The sequence below is a fragment of the Roseospira marina genome, from assembly GCF_014197855.1.
GTDB classification, from domain to species: Bacteria; Pseudomonadota; Alphaproteobacteria; order Rhodospirillales; family Rhodospirillaceae; genus Rhodospira; species Rhodospira marina.
Genome location: NZ_JACIGJ010000002.1, coordinates 242,017 through 263,506, shown reverse-complemented (window position 1 = coordinate 263,506; position 21,490 = coordinate 242,017). Strand labels below are relative to the sequence as shown.

The 21,490-nt window shown below is 65.9% G+C and carries 18 protein-coding genes; 13 read left to right on the top strand and 5 right to left on the bottom strand.

The window, feature by feature from the left end; translation table 11 throughout:
* The 4 genes from clpA to GGD82_RS03690 all read left to right on the top strand — a co-directional run bounded on the left by clpA (position 1) and on the right by GGD82_RS03690 (position 6,397).
* The gene (gene clpA, locus GGD82_RS03705; RefSeq protein WP_150060961.1) at positions 1-2,349 is read left to right on the top strand and encodes an ATP-dependent Clp protease ATP-binding subunit ClpA; all 2,349 of its coding nucleotides are present in this window, start codon (positions 1-3) and stop codon (positions 2,347-2,349) included.
* 374 nt (positions 2,350-2,723) lie between these two features.
* Positions 2,724-4,631, top strand: a complete 1,908-nt coding sequence (gene nifA / locus GGD82_RS03700; protein ID WP_246163696.1) for a nif-specific transcriptional activator NifA — start codon at positions 2,724-2,726, stop codon at positions 4,629-4,631.
* A 214-nt stretch (positions 4,632-4,845) separates the two neighbouring features.
* Positions 4,846-5,778, top strand: a complete 933-nt coding sequence (locus GGD82_RS03695; RefSeq protein WP_150060962.1) for a 2-hydroxyacid dehydrogenase — start codon at positions 4,846-4,848, stop codon at positions 5,776-5,778.
* Positions 5,765-6,397 (top strand): histidine phosphatase family protein, encoded by a 633-nt coding sequence (locus tag GGD82_RS03690; protein WP_150060963.1) that lies wholly within the window; start codon positions 5,765-5,767, stop codon positions 6,395-6,397. Before GGD82_RS03695 ends, GGD82_RS03690 begins: the two co-directional genes overlap by 14 nt.
* Before the next feature lie 69 nt (positions 6,398-6,466).
* Here GGD82_RS03690 and GGD82_RS03685 read toward each other — a convergent pair whose 3' ends face one another.
* Positions 6,467-7,180, bottom strand: a complete 714-nt coding sequence (locus GGD82_RS03685) for a YcbK family protein (protein WP_150060964.1) — start codon at positions 7,178-7,180, stop codon at positions 6,467-6,469.
* A gap of 332 nt (positions 7,181-7,512) precedes the next feature.
* A complete protein-coding gene (locus GGD82_RS03680) occupies positions 7,513-7,941 on the bottom strand; it encodes a hypothetical protein (protein ID WP_150060965.1) in 429 nt (142 codons plus the stop codon).
* Between the two features lie 350 nt (positions 7,942-8,291).
* Between GGD82_RS03680 and GGD82_RS03675 the strand changes: the two genes are divergently transcribed.
* From GGD82_RS03675 to GGD82_RS03650, 6 genes are all read left to right on the top strand, one after another.
* Complete coding sequence (locus GGD82_RS03675; RefSeq protein WP_246163697.1) at positions 8,292-8,978, top strand: cell wall hydrolase; 687 nt, start codon at positions 8,292-8,294, stop codon at positions 8,976-8,978.
* 129 nt (positions 8,979-9,107) lie between these two features.
* Positions 9,108-10,148 carry an aspartate-semialdehyde dehydrogenase gene (locus tag GGD82_RS03670; protein WP_150060966.1) on the top strand — a complete coding sequence of 347 codons (1,041 nt, stop codon included), beginning with the start codon at positions 9,108-9,110 and terminating at the stop codon, positions 10,146-10,148.
* 129 nt (positions 10,149-10,277) lie between these two features.
* Positions 10,278-12,950 (top strand): alanine--tRNA ligase, encoded by a 2,673-nt coding sequence (gene alaS, locus GGD82_RS03665; protein WP_150060967.1) that lies wholly within the window; start codon positions 10,278-10,280, stop codon positions 12,948-12,950.
* Between the two features lie 235 nt (positions 12,951-13,185).
* Positions 13,186-13,557 (top strand): response regulator, encoded by a 372-nt coding sequence (locus GGD82_RS03660; protein ID WP_150060968.1) that lies wholly within the window; start codon positions 13,186-13,188, stop codon positions 13,555-13,557.
* A gap of 211 nt (positions 13,558-13,768) precedes the next feature.
* Entirely contained in the window at positions 13,769-14,911 is a 1,143-nt protein-coding gene (locus GGD82_RS03655; protein ID WP_150061169.1) for a protein-glutamate methylesterase/protein-glutamine glutaminase, read from the top strand.
* Between the two features lie 4 nt (positions 14,912-14,915).
* Positions 14,916-15,758 (top strand): CheR family methyltransferase, encoded by an 843-nt coding sequence (locus GGD82_RS03650; protein WP_150060969.1) that lies wholly within the window; start codon positions 14,916-14,918, stop codon positions 15,756-15,758.
* 40 nt (positions 15,759-15,798) lie between these two features.
* Here GGD82_RS03650 and GGD82_RS03645 read toward each other — a convergent pair whose 3' ends face one another.
* The 3 genes from GGD82_RS03645 to GGD82_RS03635 all read right to left on the bottom strand — a co-directional run bounded on the left by GGD82_RS03645 (position 15,799) and on the right by GGD82_RS03635 (position 18,492).
* Complete coding sequence (locus tag GGD82_RS03645; RefSeq protein ID WP_150060970.1) at positions 15,799-17,127, bottom strand: ATP-binding protein; 1,329 nt, start codon at positions 17,125-17,127, stop codon at positions 15,799-15,801.
* A gap of 121 nt (positions 17,128-17,248) precedes the next feature.
* Positions 17,249-18,004, bottom strand: a complete 756-nt coding sequence (locus GGD82_RS03640) for a response regulator (protein ID WP_150060971.1) — start codon at positions 18,002-18,004, stop codon at positions 17,249-17,251.
* Positions 18,001-18,492 carry a MarR family winged helix-turn-helix transcriptional regulator gene (locus tag GGD82_RS03635; RefSeq protein ID WP_150060972.1) on the bottom strand — a complete coding sequence of 164 codons (492 nt, stop codon included), beginning with the start codon at positions 18,490-18,492 and terminating at the stop codon, positions 18,001-18,003. Before GGD82_RS03635 ends, GGD82_RS03640 begins: the two co-directional genes overlap by 4 nt.
* Before the next feature lie 154 nt (positions 18,493-18,646).
* Here GGD82_RS03635 and GGD82_RS03630 point away from each other — a divergent pair, with 154 nt between their 5' ends.
* The 3 genes from GGD82_RS03630 (at position 18,647) to GGD82_RS03620 (ending at position 21,473) form a co-directional block, all read left to right on the top strand.
* Positions 18,647-19,561, top strand: a complete 915-nt coding sequence (locus tag GGD82_RS03630; RefSeq protein ID WP_150060973.1) for a branched-chain amino acid aminotransferase — start codon at positions 18,647-18,649, stop codon at positions 19,559-19,561.
* A gap of 93 nt (positions 19,562-19,654) precedes the next feature.
* A complete protein-coding gene (locus GGD82_RS03625) occupies positions 19,655-20,749 on the top strand; it encodes an agmatine deiminase family protein (protein WP_150060974.1) in 1,095 nt (364 codons plus the stop codon).
* A 67-nt stretch (positions 20,750-20,816) separates the two neighbouring features.
* Positions 20,817-21,473, top strand: coding sequence for a CC0125/CC1285 family lipoprotein (locus tag GGD82_RS03620; RefSeq protein ID WP_150060975.1), 657 nt, complete (start codon positions 20,817-20,819; stop codon positions 21,471-21,473).
* Positions 21,474-21,490: the final 17 nt, after the last annotated feature.

Genomic DNA, 21,490 nt, shown 5'->3' with positions numbered 1-21,490 from the left:
ATGCTCTCCCGCAATCTTGAAATGAGCCTTCACCGGGCGCTGGCCTTGGCAGCCGAGCGCAACCACGAATATGCAACCCTTGAACACCTCCTTCTTTCGCTGGTTGACGATCAGGACGCCCTGGCCGTGCTGAAGGCCTGCTCCGTCGACACGGAGAAGTTGCGGGAGCAGCTCTCGGCGTTTGTGGACGGCGAGTTGAATGGTCTTGTGGTCGATCGGCTCGACGGGGATCCGAAACCAACGGCAGGCTTCCAGCGCGTCGTGCAGCGGGCCGCCATTCATGTGCAGAGTTCCGGTCGCGAACAGGTGACAGGCGCCAACATTTTGGTCGCCATTTTCGCGGAACGCGAATCGCACGCCGTGTATTTCCTCCAGATGCAGGACATGACGCGCCTGGACGCCGTCAATTACATCTCGCACGGCATCGCCAAGTCCACGGATAAGGGCGAAGCGCGGGCACCCCAGGGCACAGCCGAGGGAACGCGGGAGGAAGAAGTGGTGAAGAAGGGTCAGGAGGCGCTCGACACCTACTGCGTGAACCTCAACCGCAAGGCGGCGGATGGACGGATTGATCCGCTCATCGGGCGCGACCTCGAGGTCGAACGCACCATTCAGATCCTGTGCCGCCGCACCAAGAACAACCCGCTGCTGGTCGGCGACCCGGGCGTGGGCAAGACCGCTATCGCCGAAGGGCTTGCCAAGCGCATCATTGAGGACCGGGTCCCGATGGTGCTGCGCGAAGCCACGATCTTCGCCCTCGATATGGGCGCGCTGCTGGCCGGCACCCGCTACCGCGGGGATTTCGAGGAGCGGCTGAAGGCCGTCATCAAGGAGATGGAGGCCTTTGACGGCGCCATCCTCTTTATTGACGAGATCCACACGGTGATCGGCGCCGGTGCGACGTCCGGCGGCTCCATGGATGCGTCGAACCTGCTGAAGCCGGCGCTGGCGGCGGGATCGCTGCGGTGCATCGGGTCGACGACGTACAAGGAGTTCCGCAATCACTTCGAAAAGGACCGGGCGCTGGTGCGCCGGTTCCAGAAGATCGACGTCAACGAGCCGAGCGTCGACGATACCATCAAGATCGTGACCGGCCTCAAGCCGTACTACGAGGATCACCACCACGTGAAGTACACCAACGAGGCGGTGCGCGCGGCGGTGACTCTGTCGTCGAAGTACATCAACGACCGCAAGCTGCCGGACAAGGCCATCGACGTCATCGACGAGGTGGGCGCGGCCCGCATGCTGGTGCCGGAGAGCAAGCGGCGTAAGACGGTGACCGTCAAGGACATCGAAGACATCATCGCCAAGATCGCACGCATCCCGCCCAAGACGGTGTCGCGTGACGATCAGACCGCGCTCGCCAACCTGGAGCGTGACCTGAGGACGATGGTGTTCGGTCAGGATGGCGCTATCGACGCCCTATCCAGCGCCATCAAGCTGGCGCGCGCCGGCCTGCGAGAGCCGGAGAAGCCGATCGGCTGCTACCTGTTCTCCGGTCCGACCGGTGTCGGCAAGACCGAGGTCGCGCGCCAGCTCTCGATCACGCTGGGGGTGGAACTCGTCCGCTTCGACATGAGCGAGTACATGGAGCGGCATTCCGTCTCGCGCCTGATCGGTGCGCCGCCGGGGTATGTCGGGTTCGATCAGGGCGGGCTTCTGACCGATGCTGTCGATCAGCATCCTTACTCGGTGCTGCTGCTCGACGAGATCGAAAAGGCCCATCCGGATCTGTTCAACATCCTTTTGCAGGTCATGGACCATGGCAAGCTGACGGACCACTCGGGCAAGACGGTTGATTTCCGCAACACGATCCTCATTATGACCACCAACGCGGGCGCTCAGCAGCTCGTGAAGGCGGCGATCGGGTTCAATCGCGAGGACCGGTCGGGCGAGGACAAGGAAGAGATCGAGCGGATGTTCTCGCCGGAGTTCCGCAACCGGCTCGACGCGGTCATTCCGTTCGCCAGCCTGTCCGGGGACGTCGTCGGCAAGGTGGTCGACAAGTTCATCATGCAGCTGGAGGCGCAGCTCGCCGACCGCGACGTAGTGGTGGAGCTGTCCGACGAGGCGCGCAAGTGGCTGGCCAAGAAGGGGTATGACAAGCTGATGGGCGCGCGTCCGCTGGGCCGCATCATCCAGGAGAGCATCAAGAAGCCGCTGGCCGAGGAACTGCTGTTCGGGCGTCTGACAAAGGGCGGTCTGGTGCGCGTGAACATCGAGGACAACAAGCCGGTGTTTGACATCGACTCAGAACGCGGCGGCCGGAAGGGCGGATCGTCTGGGTCGTCGGACGGCGGCGGCGGCACGGGCAGCGACTCCGGCAAGACGCCAGAGCTGGTGCGCTAGGCGAACGAAGCCGGGTTTCCGTAAGGGCGGTCAGGGTATAAAACCATGACCGCCCTACGTCTGGCCGAAACTCGACATACGATTTGTTGCGTCAAGGCTATCGATTCAGTCTACCGATGATGCGTCCAATATGCGCGCGGGGCTGAGCCGGATACGCTGCGTAAGGCGGTGGAACGCTCCCGCCCTCCGTCGTATCATTCCTTCTTTAGGTGGTGTGCCCGAGGCAATGTCGATGCTCGGGATGCCCGAGTGACATCTGGATGTGATTATTTTTTAGTCACTCTGCGGTCAGTGATTGATTTCAAGGCAGTGACGCGCGATAATGCTGCATCGCAATACATGCTGCCCCAACTCAAGCCTACGTGGTACCGCCCATGGTCGTGCCCACAGCCGCTGCCGTATCGTCGTCTTCGACCGCCACCCATGCCCAGCCCATCCGGATGGAAGCCGAGGGACCGGGAGGGGGCGCCCGTTCTCTTCTAACGCTTTACGAGATTAGCAAGATCCTATCGGGGGCTCTCAATCTCGAGGCAACCCTGCACGATGTCTTGAACGTGCTGGGGGCCTACCTCGACATGCGCCGGGGAACGATTGCCCTGGCGTCGGCGGAGTCGTCCGACCTGTCTCTCGTCGCCAGCATCGGCCTGTCGCTGGAACGGGCCCGAGAAGGACGGGGCGCCTATCCGCTCGACGTTGCCACGCGGGTCCACCGCACGGGCATGCGTGTCCTGGTCGGGAACATGTGGGAGGACTCGCGTTTCACGGCCTATCTGGAACACGGTGGCGTGCTGGAAAGCGACAAGGTGGCGTTCGTGTGCGTGCCGATCCGCGCTGGTGAGTCGGCGCTCGGGACCCTCTCGGTGGAGCGCTGGCGCGACGGGCCCCTGGATACCACGCTCGACGATGATCTTCGGTTCCTGACCATGGTGGCCAACCTCGTTGGCCAGACGGTGCGTCTGCACCGGCTGGTGGCGGCGGATCGGCGCACCCTGCTGGCCGATGCGGCGCGGCTGGAGAAGCGTGCGCGGGCGGAACGCGCCGGACGCAGCCAGCAGGAGCGCGGTCCCCGCTTCGGCGAGATCGTCGGCCGGGGACCGGCCATGGTGGCCGTGCTCGACAAGGTGCGGCAGGTGGCGCGAACCCGGGCGCCTGTGATGCTCCGGGGTGAGAGCGGCACCGGCAAGGAGATGATTGCGCGCGCCCTGCACAAGGTCAGCCCGCGCGCGGACAAGGCGTTCGTTGGCGTCAATTGCGCCGCGCTGCCCGATACCCTGCTGGAATCGGAACTGTTCGGCCACGACAAGGGGGCGTTCACCGGCGCCAGCGGCGAACGGAAAGGCCGGTTCGAGGCCGCGGACGGCGGGACTCTGTTTCTGGACGAGATCGGGGAGATCTCCCCGACCTTCCAGGCGAAGCTGCTGCGGGTGCTGCAGGAGGGGCAGTTTGAGCGCCTTGGCTCGTCCAAGACCCGCAGTGTCGATGTGCGCATCATCGCCGCGACCAACCGCAACCTGGAAGAAGCGGTCTCGCGCGGTGAATTCCGCGCCGACCTGTACTACCGCATTAACGTGGTCACGCTGGTGCTGCCGCCCCTGCGCGAGCGGCCCGAGGACATCGAACCCCTGGCGCGGCATTTCCTGGAGCGGTTCAACGAGGAAAATGGCGATAGCCTCGGCTTTTCGGACGACGCGATCGCGCTGTTGAGCGCCTGTGCCTTCCCGGGGAACGTGCGGGAGCTGGAGAACTGCGTGACCCGCGTCGCCACGATGGTGCGGGGCGAGGTGATCAGCGCCCAGGACTTCTCGTGTCGGGAAGTCGGGTGTCTGTCGGCCACGCTGGGGCGCGAAATCGACGGGCCGACACAGGCCATCGGGGGACTTGGAGCCCCGACCGGCGTGTCGAACTGCGGGTCCTGTGCCTCCGGAGGGGGGCGGCCGATGCCGCTGTCCGACGACGTGATGATGGGCGCGGGCCGGTCGCCGAACGGAGCCGGCGCGCCGTTGGGCACGCCACCCGCGACGCCGCCTCCGATGGCTCCCCCGGCGACCCCGTCGGCGTCGCCCGCGTCGGATGATGCCGCCGCGGGCGGTGTGGGCGCGATGGACGCCCGGCATGGCGACGGTGGCGGGGTGTCCGGTCGCCTGCCGGAGCGTGACCGTCTGGTCGCCGCGATGGAAAAGTCCGGCTGGGTGCAGGCGAAGGCTGCCCGGCTTTTGGGGCTGACCCCGCGTCAGGTCGGCTATGCTCTCCGGCGCCACGATATTCCGATCAAGCGGCTCTGACGGCGCGTCATCCGCATTCGTCCCACCCACAATCACCCCCCAAATCCCGCCATACCCCCGCCCGGCTTCGGCTCGGCGGGGGCGCCTTTAACACGACCGACCCTTGCGCGGGATGCGCACCTCGCCCCCGGTTGTGTTTGCTATGGTCTTAAGTACGACGGTGGGCAGAGGGATGCGGTCCAGCCCGCTGGGTGTCGATCATAAAGAGCCAACAATGACCATCCTGTTTGCAAGCGCTGTGGATCGCGCCGATGACTATCGGCAGGCTATGGCTGCACGGTTGCCCGATCTTGGGTTTCGCATCCATCCCGACGTCGGCCCCGCCGACGCGATCCAGTACGCGCTCGTCTGGTCGCCCCCGCCGGGACTGCTGGCGTCGCTGCCGAACCTCCGGGCGGTGTTCAATCTGGGGGCGGGGGTCGATGCCATTCTGGCGGCCCGTGATGCCGTGCCGGCCAGTGTGCCGGTGGTGCGACTGGCCGATGCGGGCATGGCGCCGCAAATGGTGGAGTGGGTCCTGCACGGGGTGCTGCATTTTCAGCGCCGCTTCGATGACTATGCGCGCGAGCAGGCGGCCGGCCGTTGGACCCGCTTGCCGGTGAGACCAGCGCCCCGGACCACGGTCGGCCTGATGGGCCTGGGCGTCCTGGGCGGCGCGGTGGCACGTGTCCTGGTGTCCCTGGGCTACGCGGTGCGCGGCTGGAGCCGGCGCCCCAAGACCGTGCCGGGCGTCGAGACCTTCCACGGCACCGACGGTCTCGCGCCGTTCCTGGCGGAGACCGAAATCCTGGTCTGCCTGGTGCCGCTGACCGACGAGACGCGGGGTCTTCTCAATGCGGAGACGCTCCGGCGCCTGCCGGCCGGTGCGGCCGTCATCAACGCCGCCCGCGGCGCGCACATTGTGGACGCCGACCTTCTGGCCCTGCTGGACGCGGGGCATCTGCGCGGGGCGCAACTGGACGTGTTCGAACCGGAGCCGTTGCCGAACGACCATCCCTTCTGGAGGCATCCCCGGGTTCGCCTGACCCCGCATATCGCGGCCGTGACCAAGGTGGAGCCCACCTGCGATCAGATTGCCGACACCATCCGTCGACTGGAGCGGGGCGAGCCCCTCGCTCACCAGGTTGACCGCCATGCGGGGTACTGACGCCGCCATGCACTCGGGCACGCAGCGAAGGCTTCTCGACGGCCCTTTCTATTTCATGCGCCACGGCGAAAGTACGACCAACGCGGACTCGCTTGTCGCCGGGCTGCTTGATGCGCACCTGACTGAGACCGGGCACCACCAAGCGGCCATCGCCGCCGAGGCGTTCCATGGTATCGATCTGGCGGGCGTCGTGGTCACCGGTCTGTACCGGACCCATCAGACCGCCATGCCGATCCTGCGTCAAAAGGGTCTGGCGCCATTTGTAGAGCCGGGCCTGAACGAGCGCGATTGGGGGGCGCTGGAGGGGCGGTCCCTGTCGGAGCGGCCCAGCACGTTCTATGACCCGCCGGGCGGGGAAACCTGGGAGGACTTCACGGATCGCATCTGGCGAACGGCCCAGAATCTTGTGGTACCGGTCCCGACCCTCGTGGTCGCGCATTCCGGAACCTTCCGGGCGCTGCTGTGCGGCATGGGCTTCGGCAAGGTCCGGCCGCCGGTCCACAACGCCATGCCGGTGCGGTTCGAGCCGCTGGATCCGCCGCCGTCGGATGGCGGGCCGGCTTGGACGGTGCTCCACATGGACGGCAGCCCGGTCCCGATCAAGCCGCCGAAAGAGTAACGGCGGCAACCGTCCCGACCGGGACCGCGGCTCATCCCGTCACTTCTGCCCCCCGTCAGTCGTCCCCCGTCAGCCCTGCCACGTGCGTGGTGGGCCCACATCCACATGCACGAACCCGGAGCTTGGGTAGGCGCCAACGCCGCCGCGTCCCATGGCGACGGCGACACGGTGAAGGTCGTCCAGGCTGCGGCCGGGCAGGGCGATGTCGGCGGCCATGCCGCGCGTGTGGTAGCTCTGCTGGGCGACGGAATGATCCTGGGCGCGCATGCGGCTGTTGGTCTTCGGTGCCCGATACCCCGAGATGAGACGCAGGGGCGCGCTCGCGCCCAGGGTTCGGCTCAGGTCGCTCAGCAGGTCGAGCAGGCCGGGGTCGATGGTGGCCACCGCGCCGGACCGGCGGTCGCGCATCAGGTGGTTGATGGCCGCCAGGGCATCCGGGATGTAGCGCCCGTGTTCCATGTAGGTTACGTGCAGGTGCTCACCGGTGTTGATGTTGTCGAGGGCCAGCGCGCGAAGACGGGGGCTGTTTCCCGTGGCGGGCTGCGGCGCCGTGGCCCGCGCCGGACCGGTGGCGCCTTGGGGGCCGGCCTGTGACGCGAGGCGTGGCGGCTGTTCCGGTTTGCGGCCCAGCCGGAAGAGCCGGGGCACGGTCGGCTTTGCGTCGGGAAGCGGGGGAGCGGCGGCGTGGGCGCCGGGGATCAGTGCGGTGGCCCCAAAAGCGCCGCCTCCGATCAGGCAGGCGCGGCGGCTGACGGTAACATCGGACGGATCACGGGCGCTCACGGGTAGACCTCAGCACTATTGACGGGGCGGCTTGGGTTCGGGGTGCCATTTTGCGATGTCCCCATGCGGTTTTCTCCCGAGAGGGCAAGCTATCGTCTATGTCTTTCGGTATAGAACAATGTGCGTGGCCGGGATCGTGTCGCGCGGCTGGTCGTCGGTCAAGCAGAAACATGCGCCGACAAGAAAAGGGGCGCCTTTTCGGCACGTCAATAAGTGTTGAGGGGGATAGCGGGAGCACATTGTCCAGGATAGGACTGCGTCATGGTGCGGTGTAGTTCGCCCTTGAGCGATCCTTGCCGCCAGGATGCTGGTTCGTGGTCGCCGCGCGGTCTCTATAACCAATGGCTATCGTCGTTGGCCTGGGGCGGCGGTCGGAAGGGGTCTCCGGCACTGGATTCGAATCGGTCGATTGGCGTCTGCGAGGGTTCCGATTCGGCGCCGTGGTTCATTATGGACGTTTTGTGACACGAAATCGCGCAAAGGTGTGTGGTGCTGCGGCAACGGGTCGGGCGAAGCGGATAGACTCTATGCGCGTGTTTTTCGCCTATATGCGCGAAGAAGGCGTTGGACTCTGAGGCAGCCGGATCGCGGAACATATTTTCATAAAATCCTTTTTCCGGTCTGAGCATCGCCGGGGCCGAAATCATACCGGTTTCGATCTGCTTTGTGTTGCAGTGCAGCAAGGGCTTGCGGAACGGCGGTCGCGCCGGTACCACGAAATCGTTCGTTCCACGTTTATGCCTTAGTTCTGTGATGCTCATGCCGCGCGTCCGACGCTGTGCATGAGGTGGGCATACCGTTCCAGAAGGACCGTGTCGCAGGCCAGAAGGCCTGTTTTGCAAGGCGGCCGGGAATGAACCCGAAGCAGATGGACCAAGGCGGCCCCGAGGCCGACCCAGGTTTGCGGCGGTTTACGCAGGGTGGTCGAAGAAGCCGCCCAAGTGAGGAGTGACGTCACACAACGCCAAAGCGCGCGCATCGCGGCACGCGCTTACAGGACAGGTGTTTTCTGTTCGGCGAGACGGGGGCGAGGGGCCCCAGGCATATCGGATCGGGACCGCCGCAGGATTCCGACCCGTGTGTCCCAAGAGAGAGAGCGCGAGGTTCTACGTTGACGCCCAAAGTCGTCCGATCCGTTGTTCGCCTGCTGCCGCGCGTGGTCGCCGGGCTGTGCCTGATCGCCACCGTGGCCGGATGGCCGAGCATGCCGGTCCAGGCGATGGCCCCTGGCGCCAGCCTGCCGCCGGATATCCGCATCGACTGGACCAACATGGTCGTCTCGCGCGATGAACTGGTCTGTCTCGCCCTCAACGACTACTGGGAAGCGCGGGGCGAGGATACCCGCGGGCGCGTCGCGGTCGCCCAGGTGGTCCTGAACCGGACCCGGGATCCCCGCTTCCCCAACAGCATCTGCGACGTCGTGACGGAAAACCGCTCCAGCAGCCCGCGCCTGTGCCAGTTCTCGTGGTACTGCGACGGTCGCCCGGACACGCCCGCCGACCCCGCCGCCTGGCGGGCCTCCGTCCTGCTCGCCAAGTCGCTGTTGATGCGCAACAACGCCATCAGCGATCTGACCGGCGGCGCCCTGTGGTACCACAATCGCGCCGTGGACCCGGGGTGGAGCGGCCGGCTGGAGTTTGCGACGCGCGTCGGGGATCACTATTTTTACCGCGAGGCCGGGCCGCGCGTGCAGCAGGCAGGGACGCCGCCGATGACGTTTGCGGACTGGACCGATGAGCAGGCGCGAACTAAGACCGGAGAGGACAGCGATCAGCTGGCGCGCTCCAACGACCGTTAGCCCGATATCCCGTCCGGATGTCGGGCGGGTCCATTCAGCGGGGTGAGCCGGCAGGGCTCGCCCCGCTTTTGTTTGGCCGGCGCGGTCTCGACGGAACCACACGCATTCACTCAGGAGACAGGATATCTCATGGCGTATCGCAACGACGGCTATCGCGTGGCGGTCATCGGAGCCAGCGGCAATGTGGGACGGGAAATGCTCGCCATTCTGGCCGAGCGCGGATTTCCGGCCAAGGAGGTCATCGCCCTGGCGTCCTCGCGCTCGGCCGGGCAGGAGGTCTCGTACGGCGAGGATCAGGTGCTGAAGATCCAGAACCTGGAGACCTTCGACTTCACCGGGGTCGATATCGCGCTGTCCTCGCCCGGCGCCAAGGTGTCGGCGGAACATTCCCCGCGCGCCGCGAAGGCGGGCTGCGTGGTGATCGACAACACGTCCCAGTTCCGCATGGATCCCGACGTGCCGCTGGTGGTGCCGGAGGTGAACCCGGAGGCCATCGCCGGGTTCCGCAAAAAGGGCATCATCGCCAACCCGAACTGCTCCACCATCCAGATGGTGGTGGCTCTGAAGCCGTTGCATGAGGCGTTCGGCATCCAGCGCGTGGTCGTCTCGACCTATCAGTCGACGTCGGGCAGCGGCAAGGCCGGGATGGACGAACTGTTCAATCAGACGCGCGGCATTTTCATGAACCAGCCCTGGCGCGATCACCAGGAAAAGTTTACCAAGCAGATTGCGTTCAACGCCATTCCGCACATCGACGTCTTCATGGACGACGGTGCGACGAAGGAGGAATGGAAGATGAACGTGGAAACGCGCAAGATTCTGGATCCGAAGATCAAGGTCCACGCCAATTGCGCCCGGGTTCCGGTGTTCATCGGCCATGCCGAATACGTCAACATTGAAACCGACAAGCCGATCGACGCCGAGGCGGCCCGCGCCGTCCTGCGCAAGGCCAAGGGCGTGACCGTTGTGGATATGCGGGAAGACGAGGGCTACGTCAGTCCGGCCGAATGCGCCGGCGAGGATCCCGTCTACGTCTCGCGCATTCGGGACGACGCGACCACCGAGAACGGCCTGTCGTTCTGGTGCGTGGCCGATAACCTGCGCAAGGGTGCGGCGCTGAACACCGTTCAGATTGCCGAGGTCCTGTGCCGCGACTACCTGGACGCCTGATGGGGGGCGCGGATCGACGCCTCATGGCGCGGTCCTGGCGCCTCACCTGGACTCTGGGGCGCTCCGCGCGTTAAAAGCGCGGACGCGCGCCGGGGCTTTTCCCGCACGGTGAACGGAACCTGATAGGCCATGCAGACCACCAAACAGATCCGCCAGACCTTCATCGAGTTCTTCAAGCGTGAGGGCCACGAGCACGTTGCCTCCAGCCCGCTGGTCCCGCTGAACGACCCGACGTTGATGTTCACCAATGCGGGGATGGTCCAGTTCAAGAACGTGTTCACGGGCAACGAGACGCGCCCATACAACCGGGCTGTGACCTCGCAGAAATGCGTCCGTGCCGGTGGAAAGCACAACGATCTGGACAATGTGGGGCACACGGCGCGCCACCACACCTTCTTTGAAATGCTGGGGAATTTCTCCTTCGGCGACTATTTCAAGGAAGATGCCATCGATTTTGCCTGGCGGCTGGTGACCAAGGAATACGGCCTGCCGGCCGAACGGCTGCTGGTGACCGTTCACACCAGCGACGAGGAGGCCGCCGGCCTGTGGCGGAAGGTGGCGGGCGTGCCGGACGATCGCATCATCCGGATCCCGACGTCGGACAATTTCTGGTCCATGGGCGAGACCGGCCCGTGCGGCCCGTGTTCTGAAATCTTCTTCGACCACGGTGATCATATCCCCGGCGGCCCGCCCGGCAGCCCGGAGGAAGACGGCGACCGCTTCATCGAGATCTGGAACCTCGTGTTCATGCAGTTCGAGCAGATCACGAAGGACCAGCGCGTCGATTTGCCCCGGCCCTCCATCGACACCGGGATGGGCCTGGAACGCATCGCCGCCGTGCTTCAGGGCAAGCACGACAACTACGATATCGACCTGATGCGCAATCTGATTGAGGCCGTCGCGGCCGTTTGCGGCACCGATCCCGATGGCCCACATCAGGTCAGCCACCGCGTCATTGCGGACCATCTTCGCGCCTGCGGCTTCCTGATTGCGGACGGCGTGCTGCCGTCGAAAGAGGGACGCGGCTACGTGCTGCGGCGGATCATGCGCCGCGCAATGCGTCACGCGCACATGATGGGCGTCACCGATCCCATCATGTACAAGCTGGTGCCGGCGCTGGTGAAGGAGATGGGCCAGCCGTTCACGGAACTGGAACGCGCCCAGGCCCTCATCACCGAGACCCTGAAGCTGGAGGAAAGCCGCTTCCGCCAGATGCTGGAGCGGGGCTTGCGCCTGCTGTCGGACGAGACCGCGCGCCTGCCCGAAGGCGGGATCCTGGCGGGCGACGTGGCGTTCAAGCTCTACGACACCTACGGCTTTCCGCTTGATCTGACCCAGGACGCGCTACGCGGCCAGGGCATGACCGTGGATGAGGCCGGGTTCAACGCCGCCATGGAGCGCCAGCGCGCCGAGGCGCGTGTGGCCTGGTCCGGCTCCGGCGACGCGGCGATTGAAAAGGTCTGGTTCGAGTTGCGGGACCGTCTGGGCGGCACCGACTTCCTCGGCTACGCGACCGAAAGCGCGGAAGGCCAGATCACCGCCATTGTGGTGGACGGCAGCCCGGTCGAGGCCGCGACACCTGGGACCGAAGTTGCGGTGATCGCCAACCAGTCGCCGTTCTACGGCGAATCGGGCGGCCAGATGGGCGACACGGGCACGATTACGGTGGCCGGGAAGGGTCGCGTGCGGGTGCGCGAGACTCACAAGAAGCTGGGCGATCTGACCGTGCATCGCGGCACGGTCGAAGACGGCCCCATCAGCGTTGGGGATGAGGCCCGGTTTGACGTGGAGGGCTCGCGCCGCTCGGCCCTGCGCGCGCACCATTCAGCGACCCACCTGTTGCACGAGGCCCTGCGCCGCGTGCTGGGCGAGCATGTCACGCAGAAGGGCTCGCTGGTCGCGCCCGACCGGTTGCGCTTCGACATCAGCCATCCCAAGCCGTTGACGGCCGAGGAGGTGGCCCGCGTCGAGGCCATCGTGAACGGCCAGATCCGCGCCAACGAGGCGGTGACCACGCGCCTGATGGACCCAGAAGCCGCCATTGAGGCCGGCGCCATGGCGCTGTTCGGCGAGAAGTACGGCGACGAGGTGCGGGTGGTCTCCATGGGGGCTCTGGAGAGTGGCAGCGGCCGCCCGGTGTTCTCCGTGGAACTGTGCGGCGGCACCCACGTCGGACGTACCGGCGATATCGGGCTGCTCAAGATTATCGGAGAAAGCGCCGTGTCCGCGGGCATTCGGCGCATCGAGGCCGTCGTGGGCGATGCCGCCCTGGCGTGGCTGAACGAGCGCGACAGTCTCCTGACCCAGACGGCGGAGGCCCTGCGCACCGCCCCGGTCGACGTGCCGGGACGGGTGGGGGCGCTGCTGGAGGATCGCAAGCGGCTTGAAAAAGAGCTGGCGGACGTCCGCAAGAAGCTGGCCCTTGGCAGCGGGGGCGCGGGCGGCGCCGGGGCCGCGCCGGGCCACGAAACCGTGGCCGGAGTCACCTTCGCGGGGCGTCTGTTGCAGGACGTGCCGCCGAAGGACCTGAAGGGCATGGCCGACGAGATCAAGACTCAGATCGGCTCGGGCGTCGTGGCCCTCATCAATACCAGCGAAGGCAAGGTCTCCCTGGTGGTTGGCGTGACCGATGACCTGAAGGGCGCGCATGATGCGGTCGCGCTGGTGCGCGCCGGGTCGGCAGCCGTGGGTGGCAAGGGCGGCGGCGGTCGTCCCGACATGGCCCAGGCCGGCGGACCGGATGCCGACAAGGCGGCCGAGGCGCTCGAGGCCATCAAGGGCGCCCTGGCGGCGGCTGGGTGACGCGGGGCCAATCGCCAGGGGACGCACCCGCATAGAGGGTAAGTTTGCCTCTCGGGCGATGACTTTGTGCGCGGTCCTTGACGGGTCGCGCGAATTGGCCTTTAAACCTTGATGAGGGTTGAATGCTCCGACGGCTTGGGTTCGGATTGCCTGTGTGTGGCCATCGCTCTCATACTTCCTTCGGAAGGGCTCGGCCCGCTGGTCCAGTGATGCGCTCGGCAAACGAAGGTTCGTCATGAAATCATGCCTGATCGTGGACGATTCGAAGGTCATCCGGATGGTGGCCAAGAAGATCCTTCAGGAACTGAACTTTGAGACCGAAGAGGCCGAGGACGGGCAGGGCGCGCTTGACCTTTGCCGAGACCGGCTTCCGACGGCCGTGCTGCTCGACTGGAACATGCCCGTCATGAGCGGGATCGAATTCCTCCGTGAGTTGCGGGCCCTCCCGGGCGGCGATGCGCCCGTGGTCGTGTTCTGCACCACCGAGAACGATATCGAGCATATCCAGGAGGCGATCGAGGCCGGCGCGAACGAGTACATCATGAAGCCGTTCGACAGCGAGATTCTCCAAGCGAAGTTCTCCCAGGTGGGCCTGATCGACGACTAGCGGAACGCCCTTCGCGCGCAAAGCGGCGCGGCACCGGGGGGGCCGGGGGGGCGGTTTTGCGAAAAAGGGGCTAAGGATTGCGGAAATCCGACGCGCGCACGCATTTTGTGTGTTCGCGATCGACAGGGCGAAGGATCCGGTTTTGGTGGCATCGACGTTCGGTAGAACTTCGCGAGGGCCGGGTGAGTTCGGCGGGGATCCGCTGCGCGTGATGATCGTCGATGACTCTGCCGTGGTGCGGGGGCTGGAGGCGCGCATGTTGGCCGACGATCCCGATATGACCGTGGTGGCGTCCGTTGGAAACGGGCAGCAGGCGATTCAGGCGCTGGACCGGTATGATGTCGAGGTCGTCGTCTTGGACATCGAAATGCCGGTCATGGACGGCCTGTCGGCGTTACCCAAGCTGCTGGCGCGCGATCCTCGCCTTAAGATCATTATGGCGTCGACGCTGACCCTGCGAAACGCGGAGATCAGTCTGCAGGCGCTTGAGGCCGGGGCCGCCGATTATGTGCCGAAGCCGGCGGCGTCGCGGGAGATCACCGGCGAGAGCGATTTCAAACGGGACCTCCTGTCCAAGGTACGCGCCCTGGGCGCCGCCCGGCGGCGTGAAAGTCGGGGCCGGAGTGGTGCGCCGGCCGCTCCCGCGCCGCGCCCGCGGCCGCGTGAGGTCGCGCCCCGCATGGGACATGCGCCCGCTGCGGCGGCTCAGGCGGCGGCGACCGCTCTGCGCCCGGCCCCGTCCATCGTGCTGCGCCGGCCGCCCCGGGTGCAGGAGGCGGTCGATGTGATCGCCATCGGCAGCTCGACGGGCGGACCGCAGGCGCTGTTTACCGTTCTGGGCGGGATGAAGACCCAGGGGATACGTCAGCCGATCCTGGTGACCCAGCACATGCCGGCCACGTTTACGACCATCCTGGCCGGGCACATTGCGCGGGCCTCGGGCCTGGACGCACGGGAGGCCAAGGACGGCGAACCGGTCGAGGGCGGCCGGGTCTATGTGGCGCCCGGCGATTATCATATGATCGTCGACACCCGCGGTGCGCAGCGCATCGTTCGTCTGACGCAGGACAAGCCCGAGAATTTCTGTCGCCCAGCCGTGGATCCGATGTTCCGCAGCGTCGCGCGCGTGTATGGCCGTCGGGTGCTGGGCGTGGTACTGACTGGAATGGGGTCGGACGGAACGAAGGGCGGCGCCATGATCGTCGAGGCTGGCGGGACCATCGTTGCCCAAGATGAGGCCTCCAGCGTGGTCTGGGGCATGCCCGGCGCCATAGCGCAGGCGGGACTGTGTACCGCGGTTCTGCCCGTGACGGAGATTGGTCCGTATATCTCAAAAATCGCAAGCAAGCGCTGATGTCATGAAACCGGACGACTTCGACTACGTATCCAGGCTCCTGAAGGAGCGGTCCGGGTTGGTCCTGACCCGGGACAAGGCGTACCTGCTGGAAAGCCGGTTGATGCCGCTTGCCCGCAAACGCGGGTTAAAGGGGCTGGATGACCTGCTGGCCTTGGTGCGCAAGCGCGATGCCGCCGTCGAAAAACTGGTGGTCGAGGCGATGACCACCAATGAGTCGTTTTTCTTTCGCGACAATAAACCGTTCGATCAGTTCCGCAGCATCGTGCTGCCGAACCTGCTGAAGGCGCGGGCGTCGCGGAAATCCTTCCGGATCTGGTCGGCGGCCTGTTCCTCGGGGCAGGAGCCGTATTCCCTGGCGATGATCCTCAAGGAGGAAGGGGCGAAGCTGGCCGGCTGGCGGATTGAGATCGTCGGAACGGACCTGTCGAGCGAGATTCTCCAGAAGGCGCGGAACGGGGCGTACAGCCAGTTCGAGGTCCAGCGCGGCATGCCGATGGCTCTGCTGGTCAAATACTTCAAGAAAAAAGAAGAAAACTGGGTTATTGATCCGTCTATTGCTTCTATGGTGACCTTCAAGGAATGGAATCTCCTTGGTGATCTCCGCGCTCTCGGTCAATTCGACGTGGTGTTCTGTCGGAACGTGTTGATCTATTTCGATCAGCCGACGAAAAGCAAGGTGTTGCACAGCATTTCCCAAGTCATGGCGGACGACGCCGTGCTGTACCTGGGCGGCGCCGAAACCGTTCTCGGCATTTCGGATCACTTCAAGCCCGTTCCCGGGCAGCGCGGCATCTACGCCGCGACCAAGGGGACCGGTCCGTCGCTTGGCGCACCGACGACCTGACCGGTTGCGATCGTCTGGCCGAATGCGTCGGGATGCATCGTCAGAGTGGAAGCGTCAGGCGGACGCGAAGGCCGCCGTATGGACTGTCGAGCAGGGCGATCTCTCCCCCCATTCCACGCGCAAGGTCGCGTGCGATGGTCAGCCCCAGCCCAATGCCGCCCGTCTTCTGGTTGCGGGATTGCTCCAGCCGCTGAAACGCCTTGAACATCGTTTCGCGCTGATCCGGCGGAATGCCCGGACCATCATCGTCCACCAGAACCTCGGCATGCTCCCGCTGGGCCACGGCGGACACCATCACGCGCGTGCCGTGCCGCACGGCGTTGCCGATCAGGTTGCCGACGCAGCGTTCGAACGCTTGCGGCTTCAGGGGAAGGGTCAGGGGACGCGGAATGGTCAGGTCTATGCGTGCGCCGGCCCGCCGGTGGCGCGCGACGACGGCCTGTAGCAGCGCGTTCAGGTCGGTGGTACGGGCGACCTCGGTACCGGTGCCGCGCGCGAAGTCGAGATAGGCCTCGATCATGCGTTCCATCTCGGCGATGTCGGCGCGCAGTGCCTCGACCCCCTCCGTACCTTCCAGCAGGGCGAGTTGCAGCTTCATGCGCGTCAGCGGCGTGCGCAGGTCGTGGGATACGCCGGCCAGCATGCCGGTGCGCTGGTCGATCTGGCGGCGGATGCGGTCCCGCATGGCGATGAAGGCGCGCGCGGCCTGCCGGACCTCGGTTGCGCCGGCGACCTTGAGGTTCGGTGCCTCCCGTCCCTTGCCGAATGCGTCGGCCGCCCGGGCCAGGCGCAGCATGGGCCGAACTTGGTTGCGCATGAAAATCGCCGCGACCCCGAACAGCACCATGGACGAACTCGCCATCCAGAACACGAACAGGAAGATCGATTCCGTGAACAGCCGCTCCTTGGACAGGGTGACCGACAACAGGCCTTCGGCCATGCTCAAATGCACAGTGAGATTGCCTTCGCCCGGGTGCGGGTCGATGACGAAGGGGTAGGGGATGTAGTCGCCCAGACGGTGGGCCAGGGCCCGTTCGATGGGGTCGCTGTTCTGCGGTGGGATCTCGGGCAGGCGGCCGCCCGGGGTCAGCGTGAACACCAGACCTTGCGAAATGCGGGCGAGACTGAACGCCCACTCCTGCATGTCCTCGCCCGGGTAGGTGTGGATCAATCGGGCGATGAACCCGATCTCAGAGGCCACGGCTGTGTTCAGGCGGCGCGAGACGATGTCCCAGTGTCGGTCGAAGAAGACGTAGGCCGTGATGATCTGCAACAGCAGCATCGGAATGACGATGATGAGCAGGGACCGCGCCATCAGGTCGCGCGGTGCGAGGCGCTTGAGCACACGGAACGGGCGGATACGAATCATGGGGGCGGGACGGTCTCCCTAGAGCAAATCCCGAGCGATCTGGAACCGATCGCGCCGACGATTTGCTTAAATAACAATATGCTAGAGCATTTTTCGTGATCCGGATGTCGCGCAAAAAGCTCTAGTCTGGACGCAGCAGGTAGCCGCGTCCGCGTACGGTCTGAAGGTAGCGAGGCACGCGCGGGTCCGGCTCCAGTTTGCGGCGCAGGCGGGTCACCTGCACATCGATGCCGCGGGGGTTGGCGGCTGTGCCGGTCTGCTCGGCCAGATCATCCCGGGCGATGACCTCGCCGGCCTGCCGCGCCAGGACCATCAGCAACTGTGTCTCCGTCGTGGTCAGCCGCACAGGCTCGCCGTCGCGGCTCAGGGCTTCGCGCCGCAGGTCCAACGCCAGCGCACCGAACCGAAGGACGGGGGGCGCGGCGGGCGGCTCCTCCGGCTCGGGACCGAGCGTGGTCCGGTCGGCGACGCGCCGCAGAATGCCATTAATCCGCAGCAGCAGTTCGCGCGGTTCGAACGGCTTTCCGAGGTAGTCATCCGCGCCAGCCTCAAGGCCGCGGATCCGCGCCTCCGGATCGCCCATCGCGGTGAGCATCAGAATGGGCACGGTGCTGGTTTCGCGCAGCGCCCGGGTCAGCGAAACCCCGTCCTCGCCGGGCATCATGACGTCCACAACCAGCAGATCGAAGGTGACGGCGGACAGGTGTGCCCGCGCCTCCTCTGCGCCGCCGGCCGCCGTCACCACGAAGCCGTTGTCGCTGAGGTAGCGCGTCAGCAGCGCGCGCAGGCGCTCGTCGTCATCCACGACCAGAACGTGCGGCGTATCGGCGATCGACAGGGGATCGCCCGCCTCGTCGTGTCCGGCGGCCGTGGTCATGTCTCGCGTCCGCGATCGAATCGGCTCCGGTCCGGCGGCTCCATGATGCCCAACAACACGGCGCGGAAGCCTGCCACGGCGTCGGCGCCGGCTTCGCGGTAGGCCCGCGCGATCCGTTGACGCTGGGCCTCGGTCAGGTCGCGTTCGATGGCTACCCCTTTGTCCGTCAGGCGCAACAGCCGTTGGCGCCGGTCCTCGGTACCCTGTTGCTGCACGATGTAGCCGTCGCGCACAAGCTGGCTGAGCACGCGCGACAGGCTTTGCTTGGTGATCTTCAGGATCAAGAGCAGGTCGCTGACCGAGATCATCGGATGGCGGCCCACGAAATAGATCACGCGGTGATGGGCGCGCCCGAAGCCTTGGTGCGCGAGCATGGCGTCCGCCTCCGAGGTGAAGTCACGGTAGGCGAAGAACAGCAACTCAATGGCCTGACGCAATTCCTCCTCCCGCAGGAAGAGCGGATTGGCGCCAGTTTTCTTGTCGGTCATGCGTGGCGAATCCCGGTCGGAGCGCGGTCATGCGGTCGGCGTGTGGCTGGCATGCTATCCCAAAATACGTCAGCTTTGTTGACATATTGCCTTAAGGATGTTACGCCATCAGAGTCATTCGAGGACATATTCCATCTCCAGGAGGCGAAAAACCATGGCAAACATTCCCTTCGATGATCGCGACGGCCAAATCTGGTTCAACGGCGAGATGATCGAGTGGCGCAAGGCCAAGGTACACGTGCTGACCCACGGTCTGCACTACGCCTCCTCGGTGTTTGAAGGTGAGCGGGTCTACAATGGCACGGTCTTCAAGCTTACCGAACATACCGAGCGGTTGCACGAGTCCGCACGCCAGATGGGGTTTGAGATCCCCTATTCCGTTGAGGAAATCAATGCCGCCCATGATGTGGTCCTGAAAGCCAATGGGATCGCCGACGGTTACGTCCGGCCGCTCGCCTGGCGCGGGTCGGAGATGATGGGGGTTTCGGCCCAGCACAACCGCATCAACCTCGCCATCGCGGCGTGGGAGTGGCCGTCGTACTTCTCGCCCGAGGCTCGTATGGCCGGCATCAAGCTGATGATCGCCCCGTGGCGCCGCCCGGACCCGCAGTGCGCGCCGGTGCATGCCAAGGCGGCTGGCCTGTACATGATCTGCACCCTGTCCAAGCATGAGGCAGAACGCCAGGGCTATCATGATGCGCTGATGCTGGATTGGCGCGGGCAGGTCGCGGAGGCGACCGGGGCGAACGTCTTCTTCGTCATGCCGGACGGGGCGATTCATACGCCGATTCCGGATTGCTTCCTCAATGGCATCACCCGTCAGACGGTGATCGGGCTCGCGCGGGACGCCGGCTATGAGGTGGTGGAGCGAGCCATCATGCCCGAGGACATCGCGCAGGCCCGTGAGGTGTTCCTGACCGGCACGGCCGCCGAGATCACGCCGGTCGGCCAGATCGCGGACGCACACTTTACGCCCGGTGATGTGACGCGGACGCTGATCGACGCCTACGACGATCTTGTTGGACGCGGCCACAAGCTGACGGCGGCGGCGTCGGTGTCGGCGGCGTAACACGGGCTTCGGCCGACCCATCGGTGGCGGGACGCGCCGCGCGTGGAGTGGTACACTCGGTCGCATCGTCAAATGCGCGCGAGCCGCCCCGTCATGTCTCCCGATTCCCCGTCTGCCGAGCCCGTCTCCCGAGAACTTACGTCGCCGGTCCCCGAGGGCTTCCGTTGTCCCGGCGAGTTTGAAGGGCACGTGCGCTGCTGGATGTGCTGGCCGGCCAAGCCCGACCTGTGGGGGGCGCATCTGGACGCGGCCCGTGACGCCTATGCGGCGGTGGCGCGGGCTATCCGGGGCTTCGAGCCCGTGACGATGGTCGCCCGACCGGAGGACGTGGCCGATGCCGCCGCCCGGTGCGGGGGCGATATCGACATCTGGGCCTATCCGATCACGGACTCGTGGGCGCGTGATTCCGGTCCGACCTTTGTCGTCGATGACGAGGGCACCAGCCTCGCCGTGGACTGGATCTTCGACGGTTGGGGCGGCAAGGCGGGGGATGTTTCCGCAGACGATGCGCTGGCCGGAGCGATCGCCGCGCGGGTGGGGGCGACGGCCGTGCGCGCGCCCCTGGTGATGGAGGGCGGGGCGCTGTGTTCGGATGGCGAGGGCACGCTGCTCGTCACCGAACAGTGCCTCCTGAGTCCCAACCGGAATCCGCATTTGGATCGGGCCTCGATTGAACGCCATCTCCAGGCGTTGCTGCGGGTCGAGACGGTGCTGTGGCTGCCTTATGGGCTGGCTGAGGATACCGACACCGACGGCCATGTGGACAACGTGGCCTGTTTCGTCCGGCCGGGCGTGGTGATGGCGGTGGAGCCGCCGCACGACTGCGACCATCCGGACCACGCGCGCCTGTCGGCGAACATGGCCGCGCTCATGGCGCAGACCGACGCGCTGGGCCGACAGATCGAAGTTCTGTCGGTGCCCTACGTCCCCGCCACGGTGGGACCCGACGGCCGGCCGCTCTCGCGCTCCTACGTCAATTTTTACATTGCCGACGGTGGCATCGTCATGCCCGGTTTCGGTCTGGAGACGGACCGTGTCGCGCGCGATGCCGTGCGCGAGGCGTTCCCGTACCACGACGTCGTGATGCTGCCCGAAGGGGCCGTCATCGCGCGCGGTGGCGGCAACATTCATTGCATCACGCTGCAGCAGCCGCAGCCGAAACCCGTGCCCGGCTGCGGCGGAGGGTGACCGTCGATCGGCCGCCGTCGATCGGACGGAGCCCGGGAGATCACGGCGCACACGGAGGATCGCCCCCATGCCTTCCACGTCTGCCATGTTTGTTGGATTGTGCCGCCCGGTCGTGGCCGGGGCTCTGCTGTTCGTGGTGGGGTGCGCGACCCAGAGCCCCACACTCTATCAGGCGGCGGGCGAGGACGGCGAGGGCGGCTACACCGGGCAGGAGATCGAGCCCGACCGTGTGCGCGTGACATTCTCCGGGAACGCCAGCACGCCCCGCGAGGCCGTCGAAACGGCGCTGCTGTACCGGGCCGCCGAGGTGACGGTGCATCGCGGGTTCGACCATTTCGTGGTCGCCGAACACGATACGGAGCGGTTCACGCGATACGGCTACGCGGCGCCCCGGTCGTCGATCCACATGGGGTTTGGGTCGGGGTTCGGATGTTGCCGACACTCGGGGTCGTACGTCGGGTATGGCTACGGCTTTCTTCCCTGGGACCCCTTTTGGGACGATCCGTACTATGGTGCGCCGGTGGCTCGTGGTCAGCGCTACACCGCGACGGCGATGATCGTGATGCGACCGGGGCCGGCCCCGGAGGGGGCGGCCGACGCCTATGATGCGCGGGTTGTGATGGACACCTTGGGGCCGCGCATCCGGCGTCCTGCGGAGCCGGCCGAACCTGCGCCGTCCGATACGGAGGACGATGGGCCCGGTGAGGGCATCCGGCCGGAATAGGGCCCCGGCCGCGATCT

Coding starts and splice junctions, on each gene's coding strand:
- GGD82_RS03690 (WP_150060963.1), top strand. CDS start 5,765: ATGCGGGGTACTGACGCCGCCATGCACTCGGGCACGCAGCGAAGGCTT.
- GGD82_RS03635 (WP_150060972.1), bottom strand. CDS start 18,492: ATGACCGACAAGAAAACTGGCGCCAATCCGCTCTTCCTGCGGGAGGAG.
- GGD82_RS03625 (WP_150060974.1), top strand. CDS start 19,655: ATGTCTCCCGATTCCCCGTCTGCCGAGCCCGTCTCCCGAGAACTTACG.
- GGD82_RS03650 (WP_150060969.1), top strand. CDS start 14,916: ATGAAACCGGACGACTTCGACTACGTATCCAGGCTCCTGAAGGAGCGG.
- GGD82_RS03680 (WP_150060965.1), bottom strand. CDS start 7,941: ATGAGCATCACAGAACTAAGGCATAAACGTGGAACGAACGATTTCGTG.
- GGD82_RS03695 (WP_150060962.1), top strand. CDS start 4,846: ATGACCATCCTGTTTGCAAGCGCTGTGGATCGCGCCGATGACTATCGG.
- nifA (WP_246163696.1), top strand. CDS start 2,724: ATGGTCGTGCCCACAGCCGCTGCCGTATCGTCGTCTTCGACCGCCACC.
- GGD82_RS03660 (WP_150060968.1), top strand. CDS start 13,186: ATGAAATCATGCCTGATCGTGGACGATTCGAAGGTCATCCGGATGGTG.
- alaS (WP_150060967.1), top strand. CDS start 10,278: ATGCAGACCACCAAACAGATCCGCCAGACCTTCATCGAGTTCTTCAAG.
- GGD82_RS03620 (WP_150060975.1), top strand. CDS start 20,817: ATGCCTTCCACGTCTGCCATGTTTGTTGGATTGTGCCGCCCGGTCGTG.
- GGD82_RS03655 (WP_150061169.1), top strand. CDS start 13,769: ATGATCGTCGATGACTCTGCCGTGGTGCGGGGGCTGGAGGCGCGCATG.
- GGD82_RS03670 (WP_150060966.1), top strand. CDS start 9,108: ATGGCGTATCGCAACGACGGCTATCGCGTGGCGGTCATCGGAGCCAGC.
- clpA (WP_150060961.1), top strand. CDS start 1: ATGCTCTCCCGCAATCTTGAAATGAGCCTTCACCGGGCGCTGGCCTTG.
- GGD82_RS03630 (WP_150060973.1), top strand. CDS start 18,647: ATGGCAAACATTCCCTTCGATGATCGCGACGGCCAAATCTGGTTCAAC.
- GGD82_RS03645 (WP_150060970.1), bottom strand. CDS start 17,127: ATGATTCGTATCCGCCCGTTCCGTGTGCTCAAGCGCCTCGCACCGCGC.
- GGD82_RS03640 (WP_150060971.1), bottom strand. CDS start 18,004: ATGACCACGGCCGCCGGACACGACGAGGCGGGCGATCCCCTGTCGATC.